This window comes from Sideroxyarcus sp. TK5, assembly GCF_054601595.1.
Genome location: NZ_BAAHSJ010000002.1, coordinates 329,975 through 353,073, shown reverse-complemented (window position 1 = coordinate 353,073; position 23,099 = coordinate 329,975). Strand labels below are relative to the sequence as shown.

Genomic DNA, 23,099 nt, shown 5'->3' with positions numbered 1-23,099 from the left:
AGCATAGACATGGAGATTCATTTATCCCGAGCCTGTTTAATTAAATTCGCGATCTGAGCGATCAGATTGCCCGCCTCTTCAGTGCTTGAATCAGCAGTTGATTGAGCACCCTCAGAAAAAATACCCTTGGCAATCTCAAGCTTTATTTGCTGTGCCTTATCGTCATCCAACAGCGCCAGATACGGATCGATTGTAGAAAGAATCAACTCGCGCCGGCGATTCAGCACTTCGGTATTTCTGTGCTTATTAGACTCCCGTGCAAGATAAAAGGCAGGAACGAATAAGATGATCGAGAATGGTATTCGGCCAAGCGTGACATGCCAGTCGAGAACGTAGTTTTCTGCTTCTTTGACAAACTTCGCTATCTCAGGAATCACCAACACTGCAACGCCAAGGATCATCAGCGCGATTGCCGACCAACGCAATATATTTGCCGTCTTCTTCTCTTCATTTGCATATGAAGAATAGGCACCAGCTTGCAGCGTGTTAACCACCACGCCAAAAACCTTGGCGGCATCATCATGGAATTTACCAAGCACCTCGAGCGTTGTGCCAGCCTTAGTTGACAGCTTCTCGAATTCTGCGTCAGCCTTTGTACCCAGCCTAACAACTTCGTCATCAATCCGTTTTTCGAGTTTAGCCAAAGCGACATCATATTTATCAACTCTGGCTTTTTCGCTTGCCTGGAATTGGGTATTAAATTCGGCAGTCTGCTTCTGGATAGTCTGGCTAACTGACTGAAGCTGTTCTTTCAAGGCGGCAAGAGTTTTTTCATTCTCGCTGATGGATATTTGAATAGTTTCGACATTCTTTTTAATGCCCCCGACCTCAGCATCCACCGCCTCATTTAATCGGTCCAAGTGCCGGTCAAGCACTTCGGAATAGGCACTCGCAGCCTTCGAGAGATTTCCCTTCTGTTGTCCCGCAAGCATAAAAGGCGTCTGGCTGAAAATTGTTATGATCGAATCAATATATGAATTCACATTGTGCAAATGCCCGATGGCTTGATTGCTCTTAAATGTATTCAACTGTGAAATGGAGTTGGTTGCGTGCTGGTTAAGCGTGTCAAACAACGAAATCGGCATCAACTCAGGATCAATCTGCTCCATGACAGAATCAATATATTTCACGACCTTGCGAAGTCGAGCAATCTCTTTAACCGCAGGCTCGTTATTATTTTTCTCAAGTTCAGCATCATCTAGCAACGCTTTCATCGAGTTCCACGAAGTCCTGAAAGCATGGTTTTGAAACTGATCGTTCCATCTAGACATGAGCTTCCTCCTGATTGATTGCTTGTATATTTATAGCACCAGACAACAGGCGTGGCAGAAGCAGGTCACGGGTGCGGCGAAGGTTGCCCAATGCAAAAAAAGATTGTGCAAGCTGCGAAAGCATAGGAGCCACAACAGTCTCAAACCGTTGCAATACTTCAGTAGACGGCAAGACAAGCGGCATTTCAGAAAGCGAGCCATCCCATACCGCATAAGGGATAGTCGCGCCCTGACTGTGCGCGTTGGCGTAAGCAACCGTTGTCTCGTCAAACACGGTCATCGTCGCAAAAGCATGCCATCCAGGCTGCATTGGTTTAAACACGAAGCACGTTGTCCGTGTTACTCCGGCGAACGGCGCGACTACAACCTTGTGGAAATAAGGGCGCATCGCGCCGAAAAGAATGTCACCTTTCTCAAACAGTTGCAGGCTGCTTTGAGCTTCCTCAATAGGTTTGGCCTCCAACAATGCAAGGCTCTTTGAAGGCAGGCAATCAATAGGAACATATCGACGTTCATCCAGTTGCTGGCCCGGCTTCGTTGATCGGCGCTTGTAATTGATTAGGTCACCAAGCTTCTTCACCTCCCACCCCTGCGGAATCTGCCCAAGTGGTGAATCGACGAGCGGAGCGGACTCGTGGCCGGGGTAGCGGAAGTGGACGAACCATTCGCGGTAGAGGCTGCGCGCCATTTCTTCCAGGATGCGGATGCGCCGCTGGTTGTTTTCGATCAGCTCGTCGTAGGCGGAGAGGATGCCTGCGATGCGGCGTTGGATATAGATTGGCGGAAGTTCTGGAATCGGGAGCGATCGCACATCCTTCATGTTTAAGTGCGCAACAGTAGCTCCGTTTGTTTTTGCATGGATGGCCCCCTGAATTTCAGGCCCATTCAGCAAGTAGTTCAGAAAAGCAGGAAATACCTTTGATCGATTAGGCCGAATCAGAAGTGTTCTTTGCCCCAGACACGGTTTTAGTCCGTCTGGAATCAACGCTGCATTCCCAACGGGAGCTTCACGAGCCATGATGATGTCACCAGACTGTGGCTCGGCACGCTTGGTCCAAAGCTTGTAGGTTTCCTCAGAGACCCGATTGACACCATCCAAGATGAAGTAGCCACGCCCAATGTTTGGAGTGCGAATTGACGGATAGCCGACCTCCTGTGTCGGAGCAGTCTTATGCTCACAATCAACTATTAGTTCAGAAAGTTCCCCCAGTTCCATCATTAGACTTCCAGAATTGCCGTCATATTCTGTGCGATTGTCTGCTCCAACTCACGCGCTTGGGCATTCAGTACTTCCAGTTCCTCATTCAGCGCTTCCAGTTTTTCCTTGAAATCTTCGTCGCTGACCTCTTCACCTGCAGCAACACCAACATATCGCCCTGCATTGAGGCTCCAGCCTTGAGCTTCGATTTCGGCCAGGGTGGCGGCTTTGCACAGACCGGGGATGTCGGCATAGCTCGGCTTCTTACCAAAAACCTCTACCAGCTTGGCCTTGGCTTCTTCGCCGCCCAAGGTGTAATCCGGCGCTTCTCCGCGATACAGGCGCACGATGTTGGAGATGAAGCCGATTTGCACATCTGCCCAGTCGCGATGGGCGCGGTCGATCTGGCGGTAGATGTGGCGAGTGTCGATGAACAGGATGGTGTCGGCGCGCAATGTGCCCTGCTTGCCCTTATCCAGGAACCACAGCGTGCATGGCAGCGTGACGGTGTAGAACATGTTGGGGCCGACGGCGACCATCACGTCCACAGCGCGGGCTTCGATCAGCTGTTTGCGGATCTCCTGTTCGCTGCTGCGTGCATCGCTAGCGGAATTCGCCATGACGAAGCCGGCGCGGCCTTGGGCATTCAGGCTGGAATAGAACAGTTGTATCCACAGCATGTTGGCGTTGTCGGTGCGCGGCACACCAAAGGGGAAACGGCGGCCTGCGCCCACGTCCGAAGCCAACCTATCCTTGTCCACGGCGTTGACGTTGAACGGTGGATTGGCGAGGACGAAATCGAACTTGCCAACGGCCTCGTGCGGGTCGTCGTAGTAACTGTTGATGTGCCCGCCGTGGCGGATGTCGCCTTCAAGGCCGTGGATGGCAAGGTTCATGCGTGCCAGGCGTCCGGTGTCGTCGGTCTTTTCCACACCGTGGATGAACAGTTCATCGGCGGCATTCTTCTGGTGTTCGGACACGAAGCGTGCGCTCTGCACGAACATGCCGCCGGAGCCGCAGGCGGGGTCGAGAATGCGACCATGGAACGGTTCGATCACCTCCACCAGCAGGCGCACGATGGAGCTGGGCGTATAAAACTCGCCGCCCTTTTGACCTTCTGTGCGTGCAAACTGGCCAAGGAAGTATTCGTAGATGCGGCCGAAGGCATCGTAGTCGAGGCTGACAGGGATCTCGGAGACTTTCTTCAGCAGCTCTTTGAGCAAGGTGCTGGTGAAGATTTGGAACGTGCGCGGCAACACGCCCGCCAGTTGCGGATTGTGCTGCTCGATCGCCGCCATGGCATCGTTGATGGCTTGCCCTACGTTCGCGCCTTCCGGCAGGTTAAGCAGATGTTCGAACCGGGCGGCTTCGGGCAGGTACATAACGCCCTCTGCATGGTAAGCGGCAGGATCATCCATCCGGCTTGTTGAGCGGCGGGAAGTTGCACCGACTGATTCGAGGTCCTTGCGGCGCTTGGCAAAGCGAGATTCGGCAAACAGCAGGAAGATCAGACCGAGCACCGGGGCGGAATATTGTGCCGCAGTCAGCCCGGAATTGGCCCGGAACTGGTCGGCTGCATCCCAAAGTCGTTTTTCAATGGTGTCGGTGGCTGTATCTCGTTCTGTTGGTGCTATCCAATGCATGCGGCTTCCCTGTTCTGTAGCTTGTTGTTTTATCGCCGGATGCTAGCACGAAGGGGGCTTCAAGACATATATGCCGTTTGGCCTATATCTATAAGGGTGTGCACAGCCTTACGCCTAACTGGTCCACCCCAATCTCCCCTGACGTGGCAGTGGCCAGTATACGAATCATTCCAGCCCCCTCGCACTGGAAGCCTCAATGCAGCTGTATCGAACAGCCCGCATTCTGGGCTGAGGCATATGCGCGCCCTTTAAACTTCTCACAGGTGCCGATCAACTGCTTCAGGATGTCGATCTGTAGCGAACGACGGCTTTCTGCAGTTTGCTGAAGTGCGACCTGCTGAATGTGCGCTTCCGCCTCGGCTTGAATCTCATTCAGCCCCTGAATGAATTTCACTGCTGGATAGGAAGCCTCCACGTTGTTCATCGTGACCAGAGATAGCAACTTCACTTCATCCTTATCCAGGAAGAGATGGTCATCCTGATATTTCATGGTGGCTCCTTATCCAGAAGTGATTACAAATGATGCATATGACGCACAGCAGGAGCTTATCCTTAGTCAGCCCAGCAAGCAGCCTGATGGGTATCCTCAATGTGGTGCAGATATCCAAGGGCTTTTGCAATGAAGGACACTTCTCGACGTATCGGGATAAGTTCCTCCTCAATACGGGTGACCATATCCACCTCCCAATACTGGGCGCGCTTTAGCAACGTATTCATATTGTAGCCATGTTTGTTTTTGGGCTTGATGATGACCTTCTTTTCCATACGGCGGGTCTTTGCCGCATTGGCTCCATACCAGCGGATTTCGAACCAGTTGATGGCAAGCGTGTTGTCTCGTGCACGGGGTTGCGCGTACAGAATGCTCCTCTCCACCCATGCCCTTCGCTTGTTCTCGGCCATGACAAATTCAAAGTGCTGATTGCACAGCGCTTCTGCCATTACTCTCAAATCGCCCAGACGAAGGATAAGATTGTCCAACGCCTCTTCGATACAGGGTGATTTTCTGTTCAGATTGCTCATTCGATTCTCCTCGTATGCGGAATTTTTGTCTCAATTCTGGGATGCTGCTTTCGCCCAGCTTTACCTCTGTGCGGAAATAGGGGAAACCGCACGGCGAAATCAGCTTGGTTTGTGGTGCGGAATTTTCCTCCGGCACTCAGAATGACGTTCGCTGGTTGTATTGAGTGATGATTTGCCAGCCGCTCTGGAGTTGCACTACAGGACAAGTGCCCTGCCCACTTCCTAGGCCAATTTTCACGAGATGTTCCCGAGAGGTTCTGTGGTACCACTGACCGCAGTAGCCTTCGTGCTAGATAGTGCTCAGCCGTGCTGGAGACGTACTGGAATGCCACTGTCATTTTGAATCCACCTCCTCATCCATTCTCCGCTGAGCAACTGCAACACCACGCTCGGGAGTGAATTTCCCGTCAGCAGCTCGCTGAACGAGAGCCATCGTAAACGCAACGGGACTGTTGATTTCACGATGAGTCATAGCACCGAAAAGCTCATCCAGAATGACTTGCCATTGATCTTGTTGGATCTTGTTGCGCACCAGAATGGAGTGAAGACATTTGCGCTCGCTCTGCGAAATTGTTGACGGAAAATATAGTGCCATTCGATCGTCAAATTCCTGTTGCAGCGGCTCAGCAAGCTGCTTCACCTTTGCATCTGTGGTGGTGGTTGATTCTGAAGATGCAGATGGTGTTGTAGTTGGCAGGCAAATTAATGATTTTTCAGAAACTATTTTTTTAATGGCTTCCGAACGGATTTTCGAGATCTCTCGTTTAAGCATCGTTCTCGACGTAGGCGTTCTGAAGCGATGAAATCGGAACCAGCCATCAAGGGCCAGTTCCGCCGTCAAACCATCAACAAACACCAAGCCTGCTTTTTCGAGATTCGTTATGCCCGTCTCGGTAGATTCTGGCGAGATACCCAGCGATGCGGCAAAGGGGCAAAGCGGAAGTTCACCGTATCCCGCGCAACTCATCCAGGGGGCAAACCAGAGTGCCGCAAGAATCAACTTCTCCTCCGGCAAACGGCGTGCCACTGGCGGCCAACTCAGCAGATTCGTTGGAACCAAGGAGCTCTCTCTCATGATTTCCCCCCATTTTGTTTTGGGGGCTGCTTGGGTCGACGACCACGCTTACTGAATGATGGGATTGCAGTGCTCTGCTGCTGTGCATTTAAAGGATCGCCTTGCACGAATGCCTCGACATCTGAGCGGCGAAGCAATCGCCTGCCGCAAAGAAGCGTTGTAGGTATCGGGAAATCTCCTTTAAAGATGTGGTTGCGAATCGTTTGAGGTGCAATGCGCAGCAAGTGCGCAGCTTCAGGGATGGTCAAATATAACGTGGTATCCATTTTGCTTACTCCATAGGTAAAGAAACAACCCGAAGGAAGTACAGCGCAAGCGGACGGGGCTGATAATCGTCACGCTTTAAGCGCGACGAAAAATAGGAGTGGGGATTAGACGGGCAAACAAGGAGGGGTGAACGATGCCTAGCGCGATTCTGACTCGAACAACGGCCCGGATAGATTGAACCTCCATGCGCTGAAGCAATGCATTCAAGGAATTCATCATGACATGGATTGTCGAGATACATAGATACCCGACTCGGCCAGAACCGATCCATCTCAGCGCAGCCGATATCATGGCGCTCATGAATACCTTAAAGCAGGCTGCACCTATCGAAAAAATCCCATGGCATAGAGCCAAGAGTTGAAGCCAGTCGAACAATAGCTGCAAAGTTGCGTCGATTCGGAAAGTAATCACGAGTAAGGCATTTACTACCAACAGCACCATCAGAGGTTTGAAACTCCGCAAAAGCAAAGCTTCAATGTGCTGCCAGGATTCGCTTGGCTGCGCATCGAAGAATTTCATATCCAAGGCTTTTTGCACCAGATTCATGCAGCAACTGTAATTCACCACCGCTTAAAAACACAAGTATTTTTTCATCGGATTGCCAAGATATTTTTGGAAAAAACAAAGCGGTAAATGGAAGTAAATATAAGTAAAAGCGCGTGATAAATTCAGGAACGGAATTTCGATTAAATCATTTAAGAGTTTGCCAGCCATGCCTTCTATTTCTGCACCTCGGCCAAAGCGGACTGTGGGGATTTGCTGAAATGTCTGTCTGATCTGGCAGAAGCGATGTCCGCCTCACATCCAACTCCAGTCATTCATAGACACTGATCTGAAGGTGATCGAGTGGCGATTCCTAACCCGTGCAGTCCCTGACGACAGGCTACTATGTAGCAGTCCAATTCCTATGGTGATGACGGATTATGGCTTTCTTGGACGTTCATTTAATTTCCTTGCTACTGCGTTAAGTTTGGCTTGCGAGTAATTTGCCAAGCGACTTCTCCGAAGAAATTGATTGTGCGAAGTCGACATAATTTCTGGAGCTAGGCAATTGCCTGTAAAAGAAAATCAGTCATAGATTTCCTGTGAGACCGCACAGGCACTGATAGTGCCGCAATGTCGATTATGCGAGTGACACCTCGTCAACAACTCCCCACCCTTGGTGGATTGCGGATTATGTAGAACTTTGCATTAACGACCTCCGCAGTAGCAAAGGACTTAGGGTGGGCGCAGAGCATCAAGTCCACACAATCAAGCAGTCTACATAATCGGCCTTATGTAGCGCACCACATAAGGCCGAAGTCCGGAAAATGGCACGGCAGATTTCCAAAGCTCGTCAGCATATCTTCTGCTCAAACTATTCCGCATCCCAATTACCCAAAACATCATCAAAAGAAATTCAAAATCAGCGGATGCTGGTCAAGCGGATGTGTAAGTCGATTCATTTTAGGCGCTGAAGCGGTCTTTTTCCACAACTGTTCTGGTGCCAGTAGTCGCGGTACTTCATGTCCTCTGCTAGGAGATGGTCGATCAGCGCATTCTTGACCTCGAGCCCCGCCTCGACCCACTCATACTCCAACCCGCCAGATTCGAACCTGCCCATGATGCCCTGCAAACATTGCAGGATTTCGGCGTGCTTGCGCGCATGCTCTTCCGCCTCCGGGTAGCCCCATTGCTTAAATATCTGTTCTTCATGTGCAAAATGCGCGATGGCATCCTGCTGGATGGCCCGCAAGCGTTTCTTGATCTCGGCAAGTCCCATGCGCGCGATGATGGCCTCGTTCAGTTCGTTGACAAGACGGGCGAAGCGCTGATGATCGGCATCAATCTCCGGGATGCCGACGCTCAGACCGTCCTGCCATTCCAATCGCCACGGAGATTTTTCAATTAGGGATGACATAGTCCTTCTCCCTGAACAACGCCACACAGGCATCCACCACTTGTGCGTCGTAGCGCGTACCGCGTCCGCGCGCGATCTCTTCCAGCGCCGCCTCGATGCCCAGCCCGGGACGATAGGGACGATGGGAAAACATCGCCTCCACCACGTCGGCCACCCCGATGATTCTGGACTCCAGCAGGACCTGCTCGCCCTGTAGCGCGTCCGGATAACCGGAACCATCCTGACGCTCATGGTGTTGCTGCACGATGGTGGCGATCTGCCATGGGAAGTCGATGGTCTTGAGCAATTCGTGGCCAGCCTGAGGGTGCTGCTTGATCAGGGCGAATTCCAAGTCAGACAGCTTGCCGGGCTTGCTGAGAATCTCTGCCGGTATCTGTATCTTGCCGACATCATGCACGACACCGGCCAGATAGATGCCCTCGACCTGCGCCTCCGGGAGCTGCATCTCTGTCGCGATGGCGACCGCGAGTTGCGCCACACGGCGCTGGTGGCCCGCAGTATAGGGATCGCGCAGCTCGACCGTCGCAGCCAGCGCCGAGATTGATTCGAGCAGGCTGGCTTTGAGCTGTTTCTGGCTGGCCTGCAGCTCGGCCGTGCGCGCCTTCACAATATCCTCCAAGTGGTGGCGCAATCTGTTCAACTCCAGATGGGTGCGCACCCTGGCCAGCAACTCATCCCGCTGGTAAGGCTTGGTCACGTAATCCACCGCGCCGATCTCGAAGCCTTTAAGTTTCTCTTCCGTCTCCGAGGCGGCACTGACGAAGATCACCGGCACCTCGCGCGTTTCGGGTTGCGCCTTGAGGCGTCGGCAGACTTCATAGCCGTCCATCCCCGGCATGCGGATATCGAGCATCACCAGCTCAGGCGGGCTGCTGCTGGCGGCATGCAACGCCAATTCACCGCTGATCGCAGCGCGCACCTCATAACCTTCCGCCTTGAGCAGATCTGCCAGCAACTTCAACGAGGCCGGTGTGTCGTCTACCACCAGTATCTTGCCTTTATCGGCCATGTCGGTCATATCGTTCACCAGTCAGTTGTCCTGCAACGCTTGCAGGATGGGCAGATAGTCATAACTTCCCGTCAGCCGGGTCAGCGTCTTGTGCAGTGCCGGGTCGAGTGCGGCGACTTGCTGCACCGCAGCGTCGATACGCGCCCCTTCCAAGCTCTGCAGGGCCTCACGCAGCTCCTCGCGCAAGGCCGGCGGCAGCACCTGCAGCATCTCCGGCGTCAGCGTGCCGCTGCTTTCCGTCTCGGCCGGCGTCTCATTTGCATAGGTGTATTCTACGCCCAGCTGTCTGACCAGACATTCGTAGATCTCGTTGAAGCGATACGGCTTGCGGATGAAATCATCCATCCCCGCACCGATCATCTCGGCGCGCTGTTCGGTGAAGGCCGAAGCAGTTACCGCGACGATCTTCACTTCTTTTCCTCCGGGCAGTTTGCGGATGCGCCGGGTCGCCTCCAGACCGTCCATCACCGGCATGCGCCTATCCATCCAGACCAGGTGCGGATGCCAGCTCTGATACAGCGCCACCCCCTGCTCCCCGTTCTCGGCCACCTTGGCCTGGATGCCGATGTCCTGCATCAGCTTGGCCAGCAACAACTTGTTGTCCCGCTGGTCTTCCACGATCAGGACGCGATATTCGGGCTGCCCGGGGGCCAACCCCGTCACCTCTCGGGTCACAATGCTGTCCGGCCGCCTCACCTCGCTCGCCTCTACTGGCTCGAGCGGCAGCTCGACCCGGAACACGCTTCCCTGCCCCGGCGTGCTCTCAACCGAGATCTTGCCCCCCATCAATTGCGCGTACTGGCGGGCCAGCGGCAAGCCCAGCCCTGTCCCTTTTTGAGACGCATCTTCGGCCAGCTGCACGAACGGCTCGAATATCTTCGCTTGGTCTTCCGGACTGATGCCGACGCCGGAATCTTCGATCTCGATCAGCAGATGGCTCTGCTCCGCATTCGGCTTCACCCCGAAACGCACGGTGACGCCACCTTGCTGCGTGAACTTGACCGCATTGCCGACCAGATTGATCAGCACCTGACGCAGGCGCGCTTCATCGCCATTGATGTAGCGCGGCACTTTTGACGACTGCTCCAGCAGCAGGCGCAACCCCTTGTCCTGCGCACGCAGCTGCATCATGTCGGCCACGTCGCGCACCAGCGCGCCCAGGTCGAGCGGCGCTTTTTCCACCTGCATGCGGCCGGCCTCGATCTTCGACATCTCCAGCACGTCGTTGATCAGCGTCAGCAGGTGCTCGCCGCTGCGGTTGATGATGTTCAGGCTTTCGGAATGTCCGGGTTGCAGCTGCGGGTCTTTGCGCAGCATGCTGGAGAAACCGAGGATGGCGTTCAGCGGCGTACGCAGCTCATGGCTCATATTGGCCAGGAACACGCTCTTGGCGCGGTTCGCAGTTTCGGCCGCATTGCGTGCCAGCACCAGGTCGGCCGTGCGTTGCTGCACCTCTTCCTCCAGATGGTCCTTGTACTGCAGCAGCGCTTCTTCTGCCTGCTTGCGCTTGGTGATGTCGGTCAGCGCTGCGATGAACCCGGTCACCCGGCCGTCGGTGTCGTATTCCGGCACATAGCTGGCATGCACGGTACGCGCTTCGCCTGCCGACGTGAGGGTGATGTCATATTCGTTGGCCTGCCCGGCCAGCGCATCCTCCATATGCGGGCGCGCCTGGGCGAAAACCTCATCACCCAGCAATTCCCGCGCACAGCCTCCAACGATATCTCCCGGCTCCCGGGCGAACATTTCCGCGTACGGTCGGTTCACGAACTTGTAACGCAGTTCGCGATCGCACTGGGCGATGAGTACCGGCACATGATCCGCCACGAAATGCGGCTGCGCTTCCACACGCTTGCGTTCGATGCGTGCGCGCAGCACCATGAGACCGAAAGCCATGTCGCCCGCCAGCTCTTCCAGCAGCCTCGTCTCTTCCGGGGTGAACGCGTTGGGAATCGCCGCGTAGATATTGAAGATGCCGAACACTTGGTTATTCTTGTCCTTGAGCGGCAGCGCGATGCTGGAACGATAACCGCGCCGCAGGGCGGCTTCGCCCCAGGGCGCGGCGTTGGGATCCGTACTGAAGTCCTGGATGCTGACGCTCCGACCGCTACGGATGGCGTTTCCGCTGGGGCCATGACCGCGCTCCGTGTCTGCCCAGGTCAGCCTGGCCTGCTCAAGATAGCCGCTCTCTGCCCCCGCCCGCGCCACAAGGCGGATGGTCTGAGCTTCATCCGTTTCCGGATAACCTGCCCAAGCCATCAGGTAGCCGGCATCCTCGCAGACGATGCGGCAGATCTCGTCGAGCAACTCCTGCTCGCTCCCGGCCCGCACCAGGACCTGGTTGCAGTTGCTGATGGCCCGTAGTTCGCGGTTCAGACGCCGCAGCGCCTCCTCATCCTGCTTGCGTGCGGTGATGTCCATCACGATACCGCGCACCTGGGCCACCGTCCCGCTTGCATCCCGCACCGGCTCCCCGCGTGCCAGCATCCACCTGGTGCCGCCCTCCTTGGGCACCATTTCCAGTTCCATCTCATAGGCGATGCCAGCTTCTGCCGCACGGGCGATGGCAGAACTCAATCTTTCCCAGCTCTCCGGCGTAAACAGCTTCATAGATTCGGTATAGAGCGGCGGCGGCAGCGCCGGATCGAAACCGTACATCTTGTACAGCTCCTCCGACCAGTAGACCTCGCCGGTCGCCAGGGTCATGTGCCAGCTGCCCAGATGCGCGATGCGCTGCGCATCCTTCAGGTCTGCCTCGCTCTGCCGCAGCGCGTCTTGTGCCCGCTTTTGCTCGGTGATGTCAATATTGACCCCGACCATGCGGAGAGGCTTGTGCTGGCTGTCGTAGTAGGTTTTTGAGGCGGCTTTGATGATCCGCACACTGCCATCCGGACGAATGATGCGAAATTCGGGGGCATATTCCCGCTCCCCGCGCAATGCCGCCTGAATCTCCCCGTCGGTAGACTGCTGGTCATCAGGGTGCAGCGTATGGAGCCACGCATCATAGGCACCGCCGAAATCCTCTTTGCGGATGCTATACAAGGCGTACATGCTCTCTTCCCAGACCAGCTCGTTCTTGACCACATCCCAATCCCAGATGCCGATGTTGCCCGCAGTGGTGGCCAGATGCAGGCGCTCCTCACTCGCCCGCAGCAGCACTTCGGTATGCTGTCGCTGTGCGATTTCTGCAGCCAGACTTTCATTGCTCTGGCGCAAGCTGCGCTCTCGACTTGCCACGGCATCGGACATGGTCTTGAAGCCGGCGAGAACCGGGGCGAACTCCACATAGGTTTGCGGCAGATCATCTTTCCGGTAGCGCCCCTCGACCATATCGCCGGTTGCACCGATGAACAGGTCCACCGGCTTTTTCAACAGTCTCGACAATATCCATCTGGTCGCGCCAAACAGCGCCACGATCAGCAGCAACATGGTGCCGATGCTTGCCAGCAACAACTGGCGGTCGCGCGCTTCGTATCCGCTCAATGTCAACCCGAACTCGACGCTGCCGATGTTCTGCCCGTTGTGTTCGATGGCGAACTGGTGCCTGATCTGATTCCCGTTCGGTTTCGCGTGTTGATAGACGACGCGCTGCTGATCGTCGCGGATCGTCATTGAGGCGATCTCCGCATTCGATGCGAATGCACTGCCGATATTCTCTATCAGCTCGTCGTCCACGTTCCACAGCGGCCACTCGAGCGCTTCGCGCAGATAGCTGACATATTCCGTGGCGCGGCTTTCATAGGCTGCTTCTGCTTCACGGGTGAAATACAGGTAGTTGAACAGATTGACCGCGATCGAAACCAGCGAAACCAGCACGACCATGGCAATGGTGAGTTCACGATAAAGCGATTTCGGCTTGCCGCGGGATAGATCCATTTTGCTTTGTCCTGTCTGCCTGTCTAGTTATCCCAACTGCTCGAATATTGCCGCTCGAACCTTTTCAGGTGTTCGAGTCGGTCAGCGGGTATGTTGTTCTGGCCGTAGAATCCTTCCAGAACGTCCAGGTATTCCCGGCTGCGCAGTGTCTTGTCCAGCACGCGACGATAGCGCTGCGCAACGGATATCCCCTCAGGGGCACCCACATCAATCATGATGGTGATGGGGCGCACCGAGCCCGGAATGGGCACTTGGATGAACGCGTCCTGCTCATTTGGAAATAGCTTGCGGATCGTGTGCTGTCCCGCTGCATCTACCAAGATGCAGAAATCGATACGGCCTCGCTTCAGCTTCCTGATCAGCGATTCAACCGAGTCGCTCTCTTCCACCCTGACACCGTTGCTGGAGAAATATTCCTTGTCCTCAAGCGTCCCGCGCAGGACACCCAGCGTATGGCCCTGCAAATCGCTCAGGCGGCGAAATGCGATCACCTCGTGATGGGGTTTGTAGTAAAAGAAGGCGGAATGGAATATGCCGATTGGAAAGATGGCGCGCTGTTTCTGGTTGATCAGGATGTCCGGGTCGCCGACGATGAAGGTCGCGCCACTCAGCCGGAAGCGCTTCACGGGCAAGTATTCGATGGAATAGTTCACCCCTGCTGCCGCTGACACCACCCGCAACAGGGCGCCTCCCAGACCGTTTTCGGGCAGCGAGGCCGACCAGAATGGCGGCGTTTCGGTTGATTGGAAAACGATGGCCTGATTCTCGGCTCGTGCATGGCACGACATCAGCAGCGACAAGCCTAACAGCAGCCGGGCCGCGCTCGTGCAGAAGGCCACGCCGGACCGCCTCATCGAGGCGGTCCGGGTCATTTCCACCCCGGATTCTGACGTTTCAAACGCGCGGCATAATCAGCGGGCACCTGCCCCTTGCCGTGATACGTCTCTAGAATCTCCAGATACTTCCCGCTTCGAATGATGTCGCGCAGACCGGCGCTGAAAGCCCGGTGCAACGCATTCCCGCGCGCGGTCTTGCTGAAAATGAGCGCAACCGCTTTGTTGCCGGTTGTTTTCGAACCCAGATAGAAAGTCACCGCGCGGTACTTGCCTCTTTCCTTGGCCGGCAAGTCTGCCAGGCTGCCCATCAATGCCGCCGCCTCATCGTTCTGGAGTGCATAGGTGGCCAATTGTTTCGCGGGCAGCACATCGAGCACCGGCGCTTGGCCTGCCGCCTTGAAGGCCACCGTCACGATGTCCAGCAGCAATGCGTTCTCCGATTTGGCTGCCGCCTCCTTCGGCGAAAATTGAAAACCGACGATATCGGCTTTCTTTTCCTCACCGAACATCTGCGGTGCGATACGCGGTGCCGTGGCCTGCGCACTCCACGAACAGACCAGGCAGCACAGGGTCAGCATACGGATCGCGTGCCCCCGCACTCGTAAGGAGAAAACAGAATCATGTAGTTGTTTCATGGTGAACCTCGCTTGATCAGTCTGCGATGCTGGAACTGGACAATACCAGCAACTTGTCCCACAGCTCGAAGTGATGGTTGAACGGATGGGTCTGCGACATAAAGATGGTGATCTTCTCTTCCTTCGGATCGACGCTGAAGCGCGTGGAGTAAAGTCCCGCCCACTCGAATGTGCCGACATCGCCGGCGTCCACGTTGTGCTCGCGATCCATCTGGATACCCAGCCCCAGCCCGAACTTCCAGCCCTCGTCATGCAGGGTGGTCTCGAAATGTCTGCCGATCTGATTGGTGGTCATCAGTTCGACCGTCTTGCGGCTGACCAGTCGCACGCCGTCCAGTTCGCCCTTGTTCAGCAACATCTGGGCGAAACGGAAGTAGTCGTAGGGCGTGCTGACCATGCCGACCCCGCCCGACAGGAAGGTCTTCGGCCCCTGGGTCTGGAAAGTCGGAGAATACACGTAGACCCCCTCACGATGCGGACCCGGCGTCACCTTCTCCAGTTTGCCGTGCCAGTCGCTCTTCCACACCGCCGAGAGCCTGTCCTGCTTGCTCTCCGGCACGAAGAAATAACTGTCGTTCATCTTCAGCGGTTTGAATATATGTTCGGTGACGTAGTCGTCCAGCTTCTGGCCCGAGACCACTTCGACCAGATAACCGGAGACATCCGCCGCCATGCCGTAGATGAACGCCTCACCCGGCTGGCTGGCCAGCGGCAAGCGCGCCAGCCGCTTGACCATGTCACCTATCGTGCCTTCGGTCTCGTACATGCCGCTGCTGATGCCTGCTTCCTCGTACAGCACATGCATCTGGTGCAGCACGCGGTCTTTGGGATACCACTCGGTGGCGAACGGATAGGGCATGCCTGCGGTGTGCGTAAGCAGGTCCTTGATGGTCAGGTCACGCTTGGCAGGAACCAGCCTGAAGGCCGGATTGGAACCTTCCGGCAGCATCTCGATCACCTTGGGGTGCGAGAATTCAGGGATGTATTTGGCGACCGGGTCGGACAACAGCAGCTTGCCTTCCTCGTACAACTGCAGGATCGCCAGAGTGACGACCGGCTTGGTCATCGAGCAGATGCGGAACATGGCGTCTTTTTGCATCGGGTTGCCGGTGTCGGCCTCGCCGAACGATTCGAAGTAAGCAATCTTCCCCCTGCGTGCGATCAGCACCACCGCGCCCGCCATCTTCTTTTCTTCGATGTGGCTTTGAATGAAGTCGCCTATTTTTTCAAGCCGCTGGGATGATAGGCCGACATCTTCCGGCCGAACTGTCTTGATATCTTCTGCAGCAACTGGATTCATCCACAATGCCAGTGTCAGCAGAATCGGTAACAAAATTGATTTCATCATGCCCCTCCAACAGAAAGCCCGTTGCTTGGAAAACAAACGGGTTTGTCAGCGCATGGTATGCCTATTCTGCCCGTCATGGAATAACTCAACATGTTCAGTAAATAAATCATCATCATGGTACTAACAGCGGAAATCGTTGAGGAGACAGTGTCTATGAACGGCTCTAGCTGGATGTGAAGCTGACATTCATGCTGTCCGAATTGGTAGACATTTCTGCATATCGCCGATGTCTCTTATGGCCGATAAAGAGCCCCTAGATGACCTATCGATCAAGCAACCATGATTGGAATTGTTGGGCGTGCCTTATGGGAGAGGGACATCCACTTGCATGCTCCTAAATTGAATGCCTATTCAGTTTAGGAGCATCCAAACCATCGTCGGCATAGCACGATTGACAGAAGTGAGTCGGATCCAAAGCAAGAAGCCAGACTTTCTTTGCGAAACCCACAAAGAAATGTTCCGGCAAATTCCGGCAAATTTTGCCAAAATTCATAGGTAAACTTAAGGATTTGCCGGTACACAGAAGTAACGTAAGTACTTGGTGCGAAAGGAGAGACTCGAACTCTCACGCCTTGCGGCGCTGGAACCTAAATCCAGTGCGTCTACCAATTCCGCCACTTTCGCATTCGAAGCCTGATGGCTTCGAGGGGCGCGGATTATAACCGAGCGACCCTCACTTGGCAGCGCAATCGACCACCGCCCGCCCGCGTGCCTGGCCTGCGATCAATTGCTCGCAGGCTTGCGACAACCCGCTCAGTGGAATGGTATGGGCGATCTTATCCAGGCCATTGGGCCGCAAGTCGGAAGCCAGCCGGCCCCACAATCGTTTGCGCAACGGCATCACGGTGGCGGCCGAATCCACGCCCAGCAGCTTCACCCCGCGCAGGATGAACGGGAACACCGTGGTGTTCAGCGCCGCGCCGCCGGCATTGCCGAAACTGGCGATGACACCTTCCAGTTGCATGGTGCGCGTCAGCCAGGCCAGCGTATCACCGCCCACCGCATCCAGCGCTGCCGCCCACAGTCCTTTTTCCAGCGGACGCGTGCTGTGCATGTCGATGCTGCCACGCAATAACACTTCGCTCGCCCCCAGCTCCAACAGGAAATCCTGCTCGCTTTCCTTGCCGGTCAGCGCCACCACGTGATAACCCAGTTGCGCCAGCATCTGCACTGCCAGACTGCCGACACCGCCGGTCGCGCCGGTGACGATGACCTTGCCCTTGTCCGGCGTCAATTCGTTCTGCTCCAGCCGGTGGATCGCCAGCGCCGCCGTGAAACCGGCCGTGCCCAGCGCCATCGCCTCGAACAGGGTCAAGCCGACCGGCAACGGCACCGCCCAATCCGCAGGCACACGCGCATATTCGGCAAAGCCGCCGTCATGCGCCACACCCAGATCGTAGCCGGTGACCAGCACGGCATCGCCCGCCTTGAAACGACTGTCCGATGAATGCTCAACCACGCCGGACATATCGATACCGCCCACGCATGGGAAACGGCGGATCACTTTGCCTGCGCCGGTCGCCGCCAGGGCATCCTTGTAGTTCACACCGGAGTGGTAGACACGGATGACCAGCTCGCCCGCGTCGAGATCATCCAGGCGCAGATCGACCAGCCTGCCTTGGGACTTGCCGTCCTCTTCGAAGATGCGGAATGCGCGGAAAGTAGTCATCACAGATCCAGCAGCACCAGCCCCGGCATCTCCAGATATTCCTTGATCGCGACCAGGAACTGCACCGCTTCGCGGCCGTCGATGATGCGGTGGTCGTAGGAGACGGCGAGATAGTTCATGGGACGGATGACGACCTGGCCGTTCTCCGCCACGGGCCTGTCCTTGGTGGCGTGGATGCCGAGGATGGCGCTCTGTGGCGGGTTGATGATGGGGGTGGAAAGCATGGAGCCGAACACCCCGCCGTTGGTGATGGAGAATGTCCCGCCAGCCAGTTCGTCCATGCCGATCTTGCCGTCCTTGGCGCGCGCGGCGAAATCGGCGATACGGCGCTCGATATCGGCGAAGGACAACTTGTCCGCGTCACGGATGATGGGCACCACCAGTCCGCGCTCGCTACCGATGGCAACACCGATGTCGAAGTAGTTGTGGTACAGCACATCCGTGCCATCCACCGACGCGTTGACGACCGGGAACTTCTTCAGCGCATGCACTGCCGCTTTAACGAAGAACGAGGAGAAGCCGAGTTTCACCCCATGCTTCTTCTCGAAAGCATCCTTGTAGCGACTGCGCAGCTCCATCACCGGCTGCATGTTCACTTCATTGAAGGTGGTGAGGATGGCGGCGTTGGCCTGCGATTGCAGCAGACGCTCGGCGATGCGCTGACGGATGCGCGTCATCGGCACGCGTTGTTCGGTGCGCCCTTCACCCTTTACTGTGCTATCCGAAGCCGGAGCCGCAGCAGATTTGGATTGAACCGCGCTCAATACATCTTCCTTGGTGACCAGACCATGCTTGCCGCTGCCTTTCAGGCTGGCCGCATCGACATCGTGTGCGTGTGCCAGTTTGCGCGCGGAAGGCGATGCCGCGGCGGGCGCCTCCTTGGGGGCTGGCTCGGCTGGTGACGCAGCCACAACAGGTGCGGGTGCGGCGGCTGTGGCAGCGGAATCGATCTGCGCGATGACCTCGCCGCTCACCACCTGCGAACCGCTCTCCTTGAGGATGCGACTCAGCACACCGCTCTTGATCGCCGGAAGCTCCAGCACCACCTTGTCGGTCTCGATGTCGATGAGGTTCTCGCCTTCGCTGACCGGCTCGCCGACCTTCTTGTTCCAGGTCAGCAATGTCGCTTCGGAAACGGATTCAGAAAGTTGCGGAACTTTGACTTCAATGATGCTCATGGCGGTGTGCTCCTGGTCGGTTCTTGACGTCCAGATCGGGGCGGAAGGCGGCCTCGACCACGGCTTTCTGTTGTTCGTTGTGGATGGCGAGATAACCCGCTGCAGGTGACGCGGACGATGGCCTCAAGGCGTAGTCGAGGCGCATGCCCTTGCGCATGTGGCGCAGCAGGTAATGCTGGATGCGGTGCCAGGCTCCCTGATTGCCAGGCTCTTCCTGACACCACACGACTTCCGTGGCATTCGGATAGGCCGCGACCTGTGCAGCGAACTCGTCGTGCGGGAAAGGATAGAGCTGCTCGATGCGGATGATCGCCATATCGCTGATACCGCGCTCGCCGCGCCCTTTGACCAGATCGTAATACACCTTGCCGCTACAGGCGATGATGCGACGCACCTTGCCCGCATCCAGCGACTCCACCTCCGGGATCACCGGCAAGAAGCCGCCATGCGTCAGGTCTTCCAGCGGCGACGCGGCGTCCTTGCTGCGCAGCAGGCTCTTGGGCGTGAACACCACCAGCGGTTTGCGCGTGGGGCGCAGCATCTGGCGGCGCAGCAGATGGAATGTCTGCGCCGAGTTGGAGGGGATGCACACCTGGATGTTGTAGTCCGCGCACAGTTGCAGATAACGCTCGATGCGCCCCGAGGAGTGTTCCGGCCCCTGTCCCTCATAGCCGTGCGGCAACAGCATCACCAGACCGCACAGCCTGCCCCACTTGGCTTCGCCGGAGGTGATGAACTGGTCGATGACGACCTGAGCCCCGTTGGCGAAATCCCCGAACTGCGCCTCCCAGATGGTCAGCGTCTCCGGTTCGGCTGTGGCATAGCCGTACTCGTAGCCGAGCACCGCCTCCTCCGACAGGATGGAATTGATGACCACGAAGTCGGACTGGTCGGGCGTCAGGTTCTGCAGCGGTACGTGATAACCCTTGTCCCATTGCGTGCGATTCTGGTCATGCCACACCGCGTGACGGTGGAAGAAGGTGCCGCGTTCGCAATCCTCGCCGGACAAACGCACCGCATAACCTTCAGTAAGCAACGTGGCATAAGCCAGGTTCTCGGCCATGCCCCAATCCAGCGCCATCTCGCCCTTGCCCATCGCCGAGCGGTCGCCGACGATCTTCTCGACGCGCGAATGCAATTTGAAACCTTCGGGTATCGCCGTCAACCGTTCGGCCAGCTGCTGCAGACGCTCGCGCGAGACTCCGGTATCGAGCGGGATGTTCCAGGGCACATCGCCCCGGTATTTGGCCCAGCTCACACCATACTCGAAATGGTAGTCGGGAATGACCTTGGCGATCGGGTTGCGCCCCTCATCCAGCGCACTGCGGTAATCGGCGACCATGGCATCAGGTTCCCCCGCGCCGATCACGCCCGACTCCACCAGCTTCTTCCCATACAGGGCGCGCATGCCGGGATGCTTGTTGATGTAGCCATACATGAAAGGCTGGGTGACCAGCGGCTCGTCCTGTTCGTTGTGCCCCAGTTTGCGGAAGCACACCATATCGACCACAACGTCCTTGCTGAACTGCTGGCGGAAGTCGAAAGCCAGCTCGGTCACCATCAGCACGGCCTCGGGATCATTGCCGTTGACGTGGAACACCGGCGCCTCGACCATCTTCGCCACGTCGGTGCAATACTGCGACGAGCGCGCATCCTGCGCCATCGAGGTGGTGAAACCGATCTGGTTGTTGATGACGATGTGCACCGTGCCGCCGGTCTTGTAGCCGCGCGTCTGCGACAGGTTGAACGTCTCCTGGTTCACCCCCTGCCCTGCGAATGCGGCATCGCCGTGCAGCAATATCGGCAGCACTTCCTTGCCCTTTGTGTCCTTGCGTCGATGCTGGCGGGCACGTACCGAACCCTCCACCACCGGATTCACGATCTCCAGATGGGAAGGATTGAAAGCCAGCGTGACGTGCATGGGCCCGCCCGGCGTGTCGATGTCGGACGAAAATCCCTGGTGGTATTTCACATCGCCGGAGGTCAGGTGTTCGTGATGGATACCTTCGAATTCCGCGAACAGGTTCTTGGGCTGCTTGCCCAGAGTGTTCACCAGCACGTTCAGACGGCCACGGTGCGCCATGCCGATGACGGATTCCTTCACGCCCTGCTTGCCCGCGCGCTGCAGCAGGTGATGCAGCAGCGGGATCAGCGTCTCGCCGCCCTCCAGCGAAAAGCGCTTCTGCCCGACATATTTGGTATGCAGGTAACGCTCCAGCCCTTCGGCGGCCGTGAGCTGTGCAAGGATGGCGCGGCGCGTCTCGGCCGGATAGTCGGGCTGCCCCTGCTCGCCCTCCAGGCGCGACTGGATCCAGCGTTTCTGCGCCACATTGTTGATATACATGTATTCCGCACCGACGCTGCCGCAGTAGATGCGGCGCAGCCGCTGCAGGATGTCGCGCAGCGTCATGCGCGCGCCGCCCACCAGCGAACCGGTGTTGAACAGGGTGTTCATGTCCGACTCGGAGAGGTCGTAGTAGGACGGATTGAGTTCTGCGACCTCCGGCTTCACATGCCGCGCGAGCGGATCAAGGTCGGCAGCGCGCACGCCGAGGAAGCGATGCGCATTGATCAGCTGCAGTACCGAAGCCTGCTTTCGCATCTCCTCTGTCTGCGCGACGGATGGATGTGCGGCCGCCGCCGTATCGAGTGCCAGCCCTTGCCGGATCGGGGTGTGCGCCACATCCGCCTGCGCGCCGGTCGACTGCAACTTGCCGAAATACTCGCGCCATTCCGGCGGCACACTGCCGGGATCGCGCAGGTAGTCCTCGTACAATCCCTCCAGGAACGCATTGTTGCCGCCGAACAGCGGCGAACTGTCTTGCATCGCTTGCAGATAGCTGCGTTCCGGGGCGGTCATCGCGTTTCCGATCAGCGCTTGTCCACCGGCACGAAATCCCGGCGCACCGCACCACGGTACAACTGGCGCGGACGTCCGATCTTCTGTTCGGCGTCGGCCACCATCTCGTTCCACTGAGACACCCAGCCTATGGTGCGGGCCACAGCGAAGATCACGGTGAACATATTGGTCGGGATGCCGATGGCGCGCAGCACGATGCCGGAATAGAAGTCCACGTTCGGATACAGCTTGCGCTCGATGAAGTAGGGATCGTTCAGCGCCGTCTTCTCCAGCTCCATCGCCAGTTCGAACAGTTTGTTGTTCTCCAGCTTGAGCTCCTTCAGCACCTCGTAGCAGGTCTGGCGCATCACGCTCGCGCGCGGATCCATGTTCTTGTACACGCGGTGGCCGAAGCCCATCAGGCGGTATTTCTTGTCCTTCACCCCCTGCACATATTCCGCCACGCGCGACACATCGCCGATCTCTTCCAGCATCTTCAGCGCGGCCTCATTGGCCCCGCCGTGCGCCGGCCCCCACAGCGCCGCGATGCCGGAGGCGATGCAGGCGAACGGGCTGGCTCCGCTTGATCCGGCCAGTCGCACGGTCGAGGTCGATGCGTTCTGCTCATGGTCGGCATGCAGGATGAAGATGCGCTCCAGCGCCCTCACCAGTACCGGATTGGGCACATATTCCTCGGCCGGGGTGGCGAACATCATGTACATGAAGTTCTCCACATAGCTCAGGCGGTTCTGCGGATACATGAAGGGTTCGCCCACGTTGTACTTGTAAGCCATGGCCGCGATGGTCGGCACCTTGGCCAGCAGGCGGTGCGCGGACACCACGCGATGCTGCGGGTTATTGATGTCGAGCGAATCGTGATAGAACGCCGACAACGCGCCGACCACGCCCACCATCACTGCCATCGGGTGCGCGTCGCGGCGGAAGCCGTTGAGGAAACGCGCCAGCTGGTCGTGCACCATGGTGTGACGCGTGATATTGCGGATGAATTCAGCCTTCTGCTCGGCGGTCGGCAGCTCCCCGTTGAGCAGCAGATGACAGACTTCCAGGAAGTCCGATTTGTCGGCCAGCTGCTCGATCGGATAGCCCCGGTAATACAGCAGACCGGCATCTCCATCGATGAAGGTGATCTCGGAGATACAGCTGGATGTGGAAAAGAATGCCGGGTCGTAGGTGAACAGTCCGGCTTTGCCCAGATTGCGGATGTCGATCACATCCGGCCCCAACGTGCCTTTCAGAATCGGCAATTCGAGCGTGCGCCCGTCATCCAGTGTCAATGTCGCGATACGATTGGTTTCCATATTCATCTCTTCCCCC

18 protein-coding genes and 1 tRNA gene are annotated in these 23,099 nt (G+C 57.0%); all 19 read right to left on the bottom strand.

Features of this window, described 5'->3' with window-relative positions; translation table 11 throughout:
- Positions 1 to 17: 17 nt before the first annotated feature.
- On the bottom strand, positions 18 to 1,271 hold the full coding sequence (locus tag ACYPYQ_RS04790) for a hypothetical protein (RefSeq protein WP_459720531.1): 1,254 nt from the start codon (positions 1,269 to 1,271) through the stop codon (positions 18 to 20).
- Positions 1,264 to 2,490 (bottom strand): restriction endonuclease subunit S, encoded by a 1,227-nt coding sequence (locus ACYPYQ_RS04785; RefSeq protein WP_459720528.1) that lies wholly within the window; start codon positions 2,488 to 2,490, stop codon positions 1,264 to 1,266. The genes ACYPYQ_RS04790 and ACYPYQ_RS04785 overlap by 8 nt, the downstream gene beginning before the upstream one ends.
- A complete protein-coding gene (locus ACYPYQ_RS04780; RefSeq protein ID WP_459720524.1) occupies positions 2,490 to 4,112 on the bottom strand; it encodes an N-6 DNA methylase in 1,623 nt (540 codons plus the stop codon). The genes ACYPYQ_RS04785 and ACYPYQ_RS04780 overlap by 1 nt, the downstream gene beginning before the upstream one ends.
- Before the next feature lie 193 nt (positions 4,113 to 4,305).
- Positions 4,306 to 4,602 (bottom strand): hypothetical protein, encoded by a 297-nt coding sequence (locus ACYPYQ_RS04775; RefSeq protein WP_459720521.1) that lies wholly within the window; start codon positions 4,600 to 4,602, stop codon positions 4,306 to 4,308.
- A 62-nt stretch (positions 4,603 to 4,664) separates the two neighbouring features.
- Positions 4,665 to 5,132, bottom strand: a complete 468-nt coding sequence (gene mobI / locus ACYPYQ_RS04770; protein WP_459720518.1) for a conjugative transfer protein MobI(A/C) — start codon at positions 5,130 to 5,132, stop codon at positions 4,665 to 4,667.
- A 334-nt stretch (positions 5,133 to 5,466) separates the two neighbouring features.
- Entirely contained in the window at positions 5,467 to 6,207 is a 741-nt protein-coding gene (locus tag ACYPYQ_RS04765) for a hypothetical protein (protein WP_459720516.1), read from the bottom strand.
- Positions 6,204 to 6,473, bottom strand: coding sequence for a helix-turn-helix domain-containing protein (locus ACYPYQ_RS04760; protein ID WP_459720513.1), 270 nt, complete (start codon positions 6,471 to 6,473; stop codon positions 6,204 to 6,206). Before ACYPYQ_RS04760 ends, ACYPYQ_RS04765 begins: the two co-directional genes overlap by 4 nt.
- A gap of 76 nt (positions 6,474 to 6,549) precedes the next feature.
- Entirely contained in the window at positions 6,550 to 7,020 is a 471-nt protein-coding gene (locus ACYPYQ_RS04755; RefSeq protein WP_459720511.1) for a hypothetical protein, read from the bottom strand.
- A gap of 895 nt (positions 7,021 to 7,915) precedes the next feature.
- Positions 7,916 to 8,374, bottom strand: a complete 459-nt coding sequence (locus ACYPYQ_RS04750) for a bacteriohemerythrin (protein ID WP_459720508.1) — start codon at positions 8,372 to 8,374, stop codon at positions 7,916 to 7,918.
- Entirely contained in the window at positions 8,358 to 9,392 is a 1,035-nt protein-coding gene (locus tag ACYPYQ_RS04745; protein ID WP_459720505.1) for an HD-GYP domain-containing protein, read from the bottom strand. Before ACYPYQ_RS04745 ends, ACYPYQ_RS04750 begins: the two co-directional genes overlap by 17 nt.
- Positions 9,393 to 9,404: 12 nt before the next feature.
- Positions 9,405 to 13,259, bottom strand: a complete 3,855-nt coding sequence (locus ACYPYQ_RS04740) for a PAS domain-containing protein (protein WP_459720501.1) — start codon at positions 13,257 to 13,259, stop codon at positions 9,405 to 9,407.
- 23 nt (positions 13,260 to 13,282) lie between these two features.
- Positions 13,283 to 14,131 (bottom strand): hypothetical protein, encoded by an 849-nt coding sequence (locus ACYPYQ_RS04735; protein ID WP_459720498.1) that lies wholly within the window; start codon positions 14,129 to 14,131, stop codon positions 13,283 to 13,285.
- Complete coding sequence (locus ACYPYQ_RS04730) at positions 14,128 to 14,730, bottom strand: hypothetical protein (protein ID WP_459720495.1); 603 nt, start codon at positions 14,728 to 14,730, stop codon at positions 14,128 to 14,130. The genes ACYPYQ_RS04735 and ACYPYQ_RS04730 overlap by 4 nt, the downstream gene beginning before the upstream one ends.
- Positions 14,731 to 14,746: 16 nt before the next feature.
- The gene (locus tag ACYPYQ_RS04725) at positions 14,747 to 16,075 is read right to left on the bottom strand and encodes a serine hydrolase domain-containing protein (RefSeq protein WP_459720493.1); all 1,329 of its coding nucleotides are present in this window, start codon (positions 16,073 to 16,075) and stop codon (positions 14,747 to 14,749) included.
- A gap of 542 nt (positions 16,076 to 16,617) precedes the next feature.
- A tRNA-Leu gene (locus ACYPYQ_RS04720) sits at positions 16,618 to 16,702 on the bottom strand.
- Between the two features lie 49 nt (positions 16,703 to 16,751).
- Entirely contained in the window at positions 16,752 to 17,747 is a 996-nt protein-coding gene (locus ACYPYQ_RS04715) for an oxidoreductase (protein WP_459720490.1), read from the bottom strand.
- Positions 17,747 to 18,925, bottom strand: coding sequence for a 2-oxoglutarate dehydrogenase complex dihydrolipoyllysine-residue succinyltransferase (gene odhB, locus ACYPYQ_RS04710; RefSeq protein WP_459720488.1), 1,179 nt, complete (start codon positions 18,923 to 18,925; stop codon positions 17,747 to 17,749). The genes ACYPYQ_RS04715 and odhB overlap by 1 nt, the downstream gene beginning before the upstream one ends.
- Entirely contained in the window at positions 18,912 to 21,785 is a 2,874-nt protein-coding gene (locus tag ACYPYQ_RS04705) for a 2-oxoglutarate dehydrogenase E1 component (RefSeq protein WP_459720485.1), read from the bottom strand. Before ACYPYQ_RS04705 ends, odhB begins: the two co-directional genes overlap by 14 nt.
- Before the next feature lie 11 nt (positions 21,786 to 21,796).
- Positions 21,797 to 23,083: a citrate synthase gene (gltA, locus tag ACYPYQ_RS04700; protein ID WP_459721208.1), complete on the bottom strand. Its 1,287-nt coding sequence runs from the start codon at positions 23,081 to 23,083 to the stop codon at positions 21,797 to 21,799.
- Positions 23,084 to 23,099 lie beyond the last annotated feature (16 nt).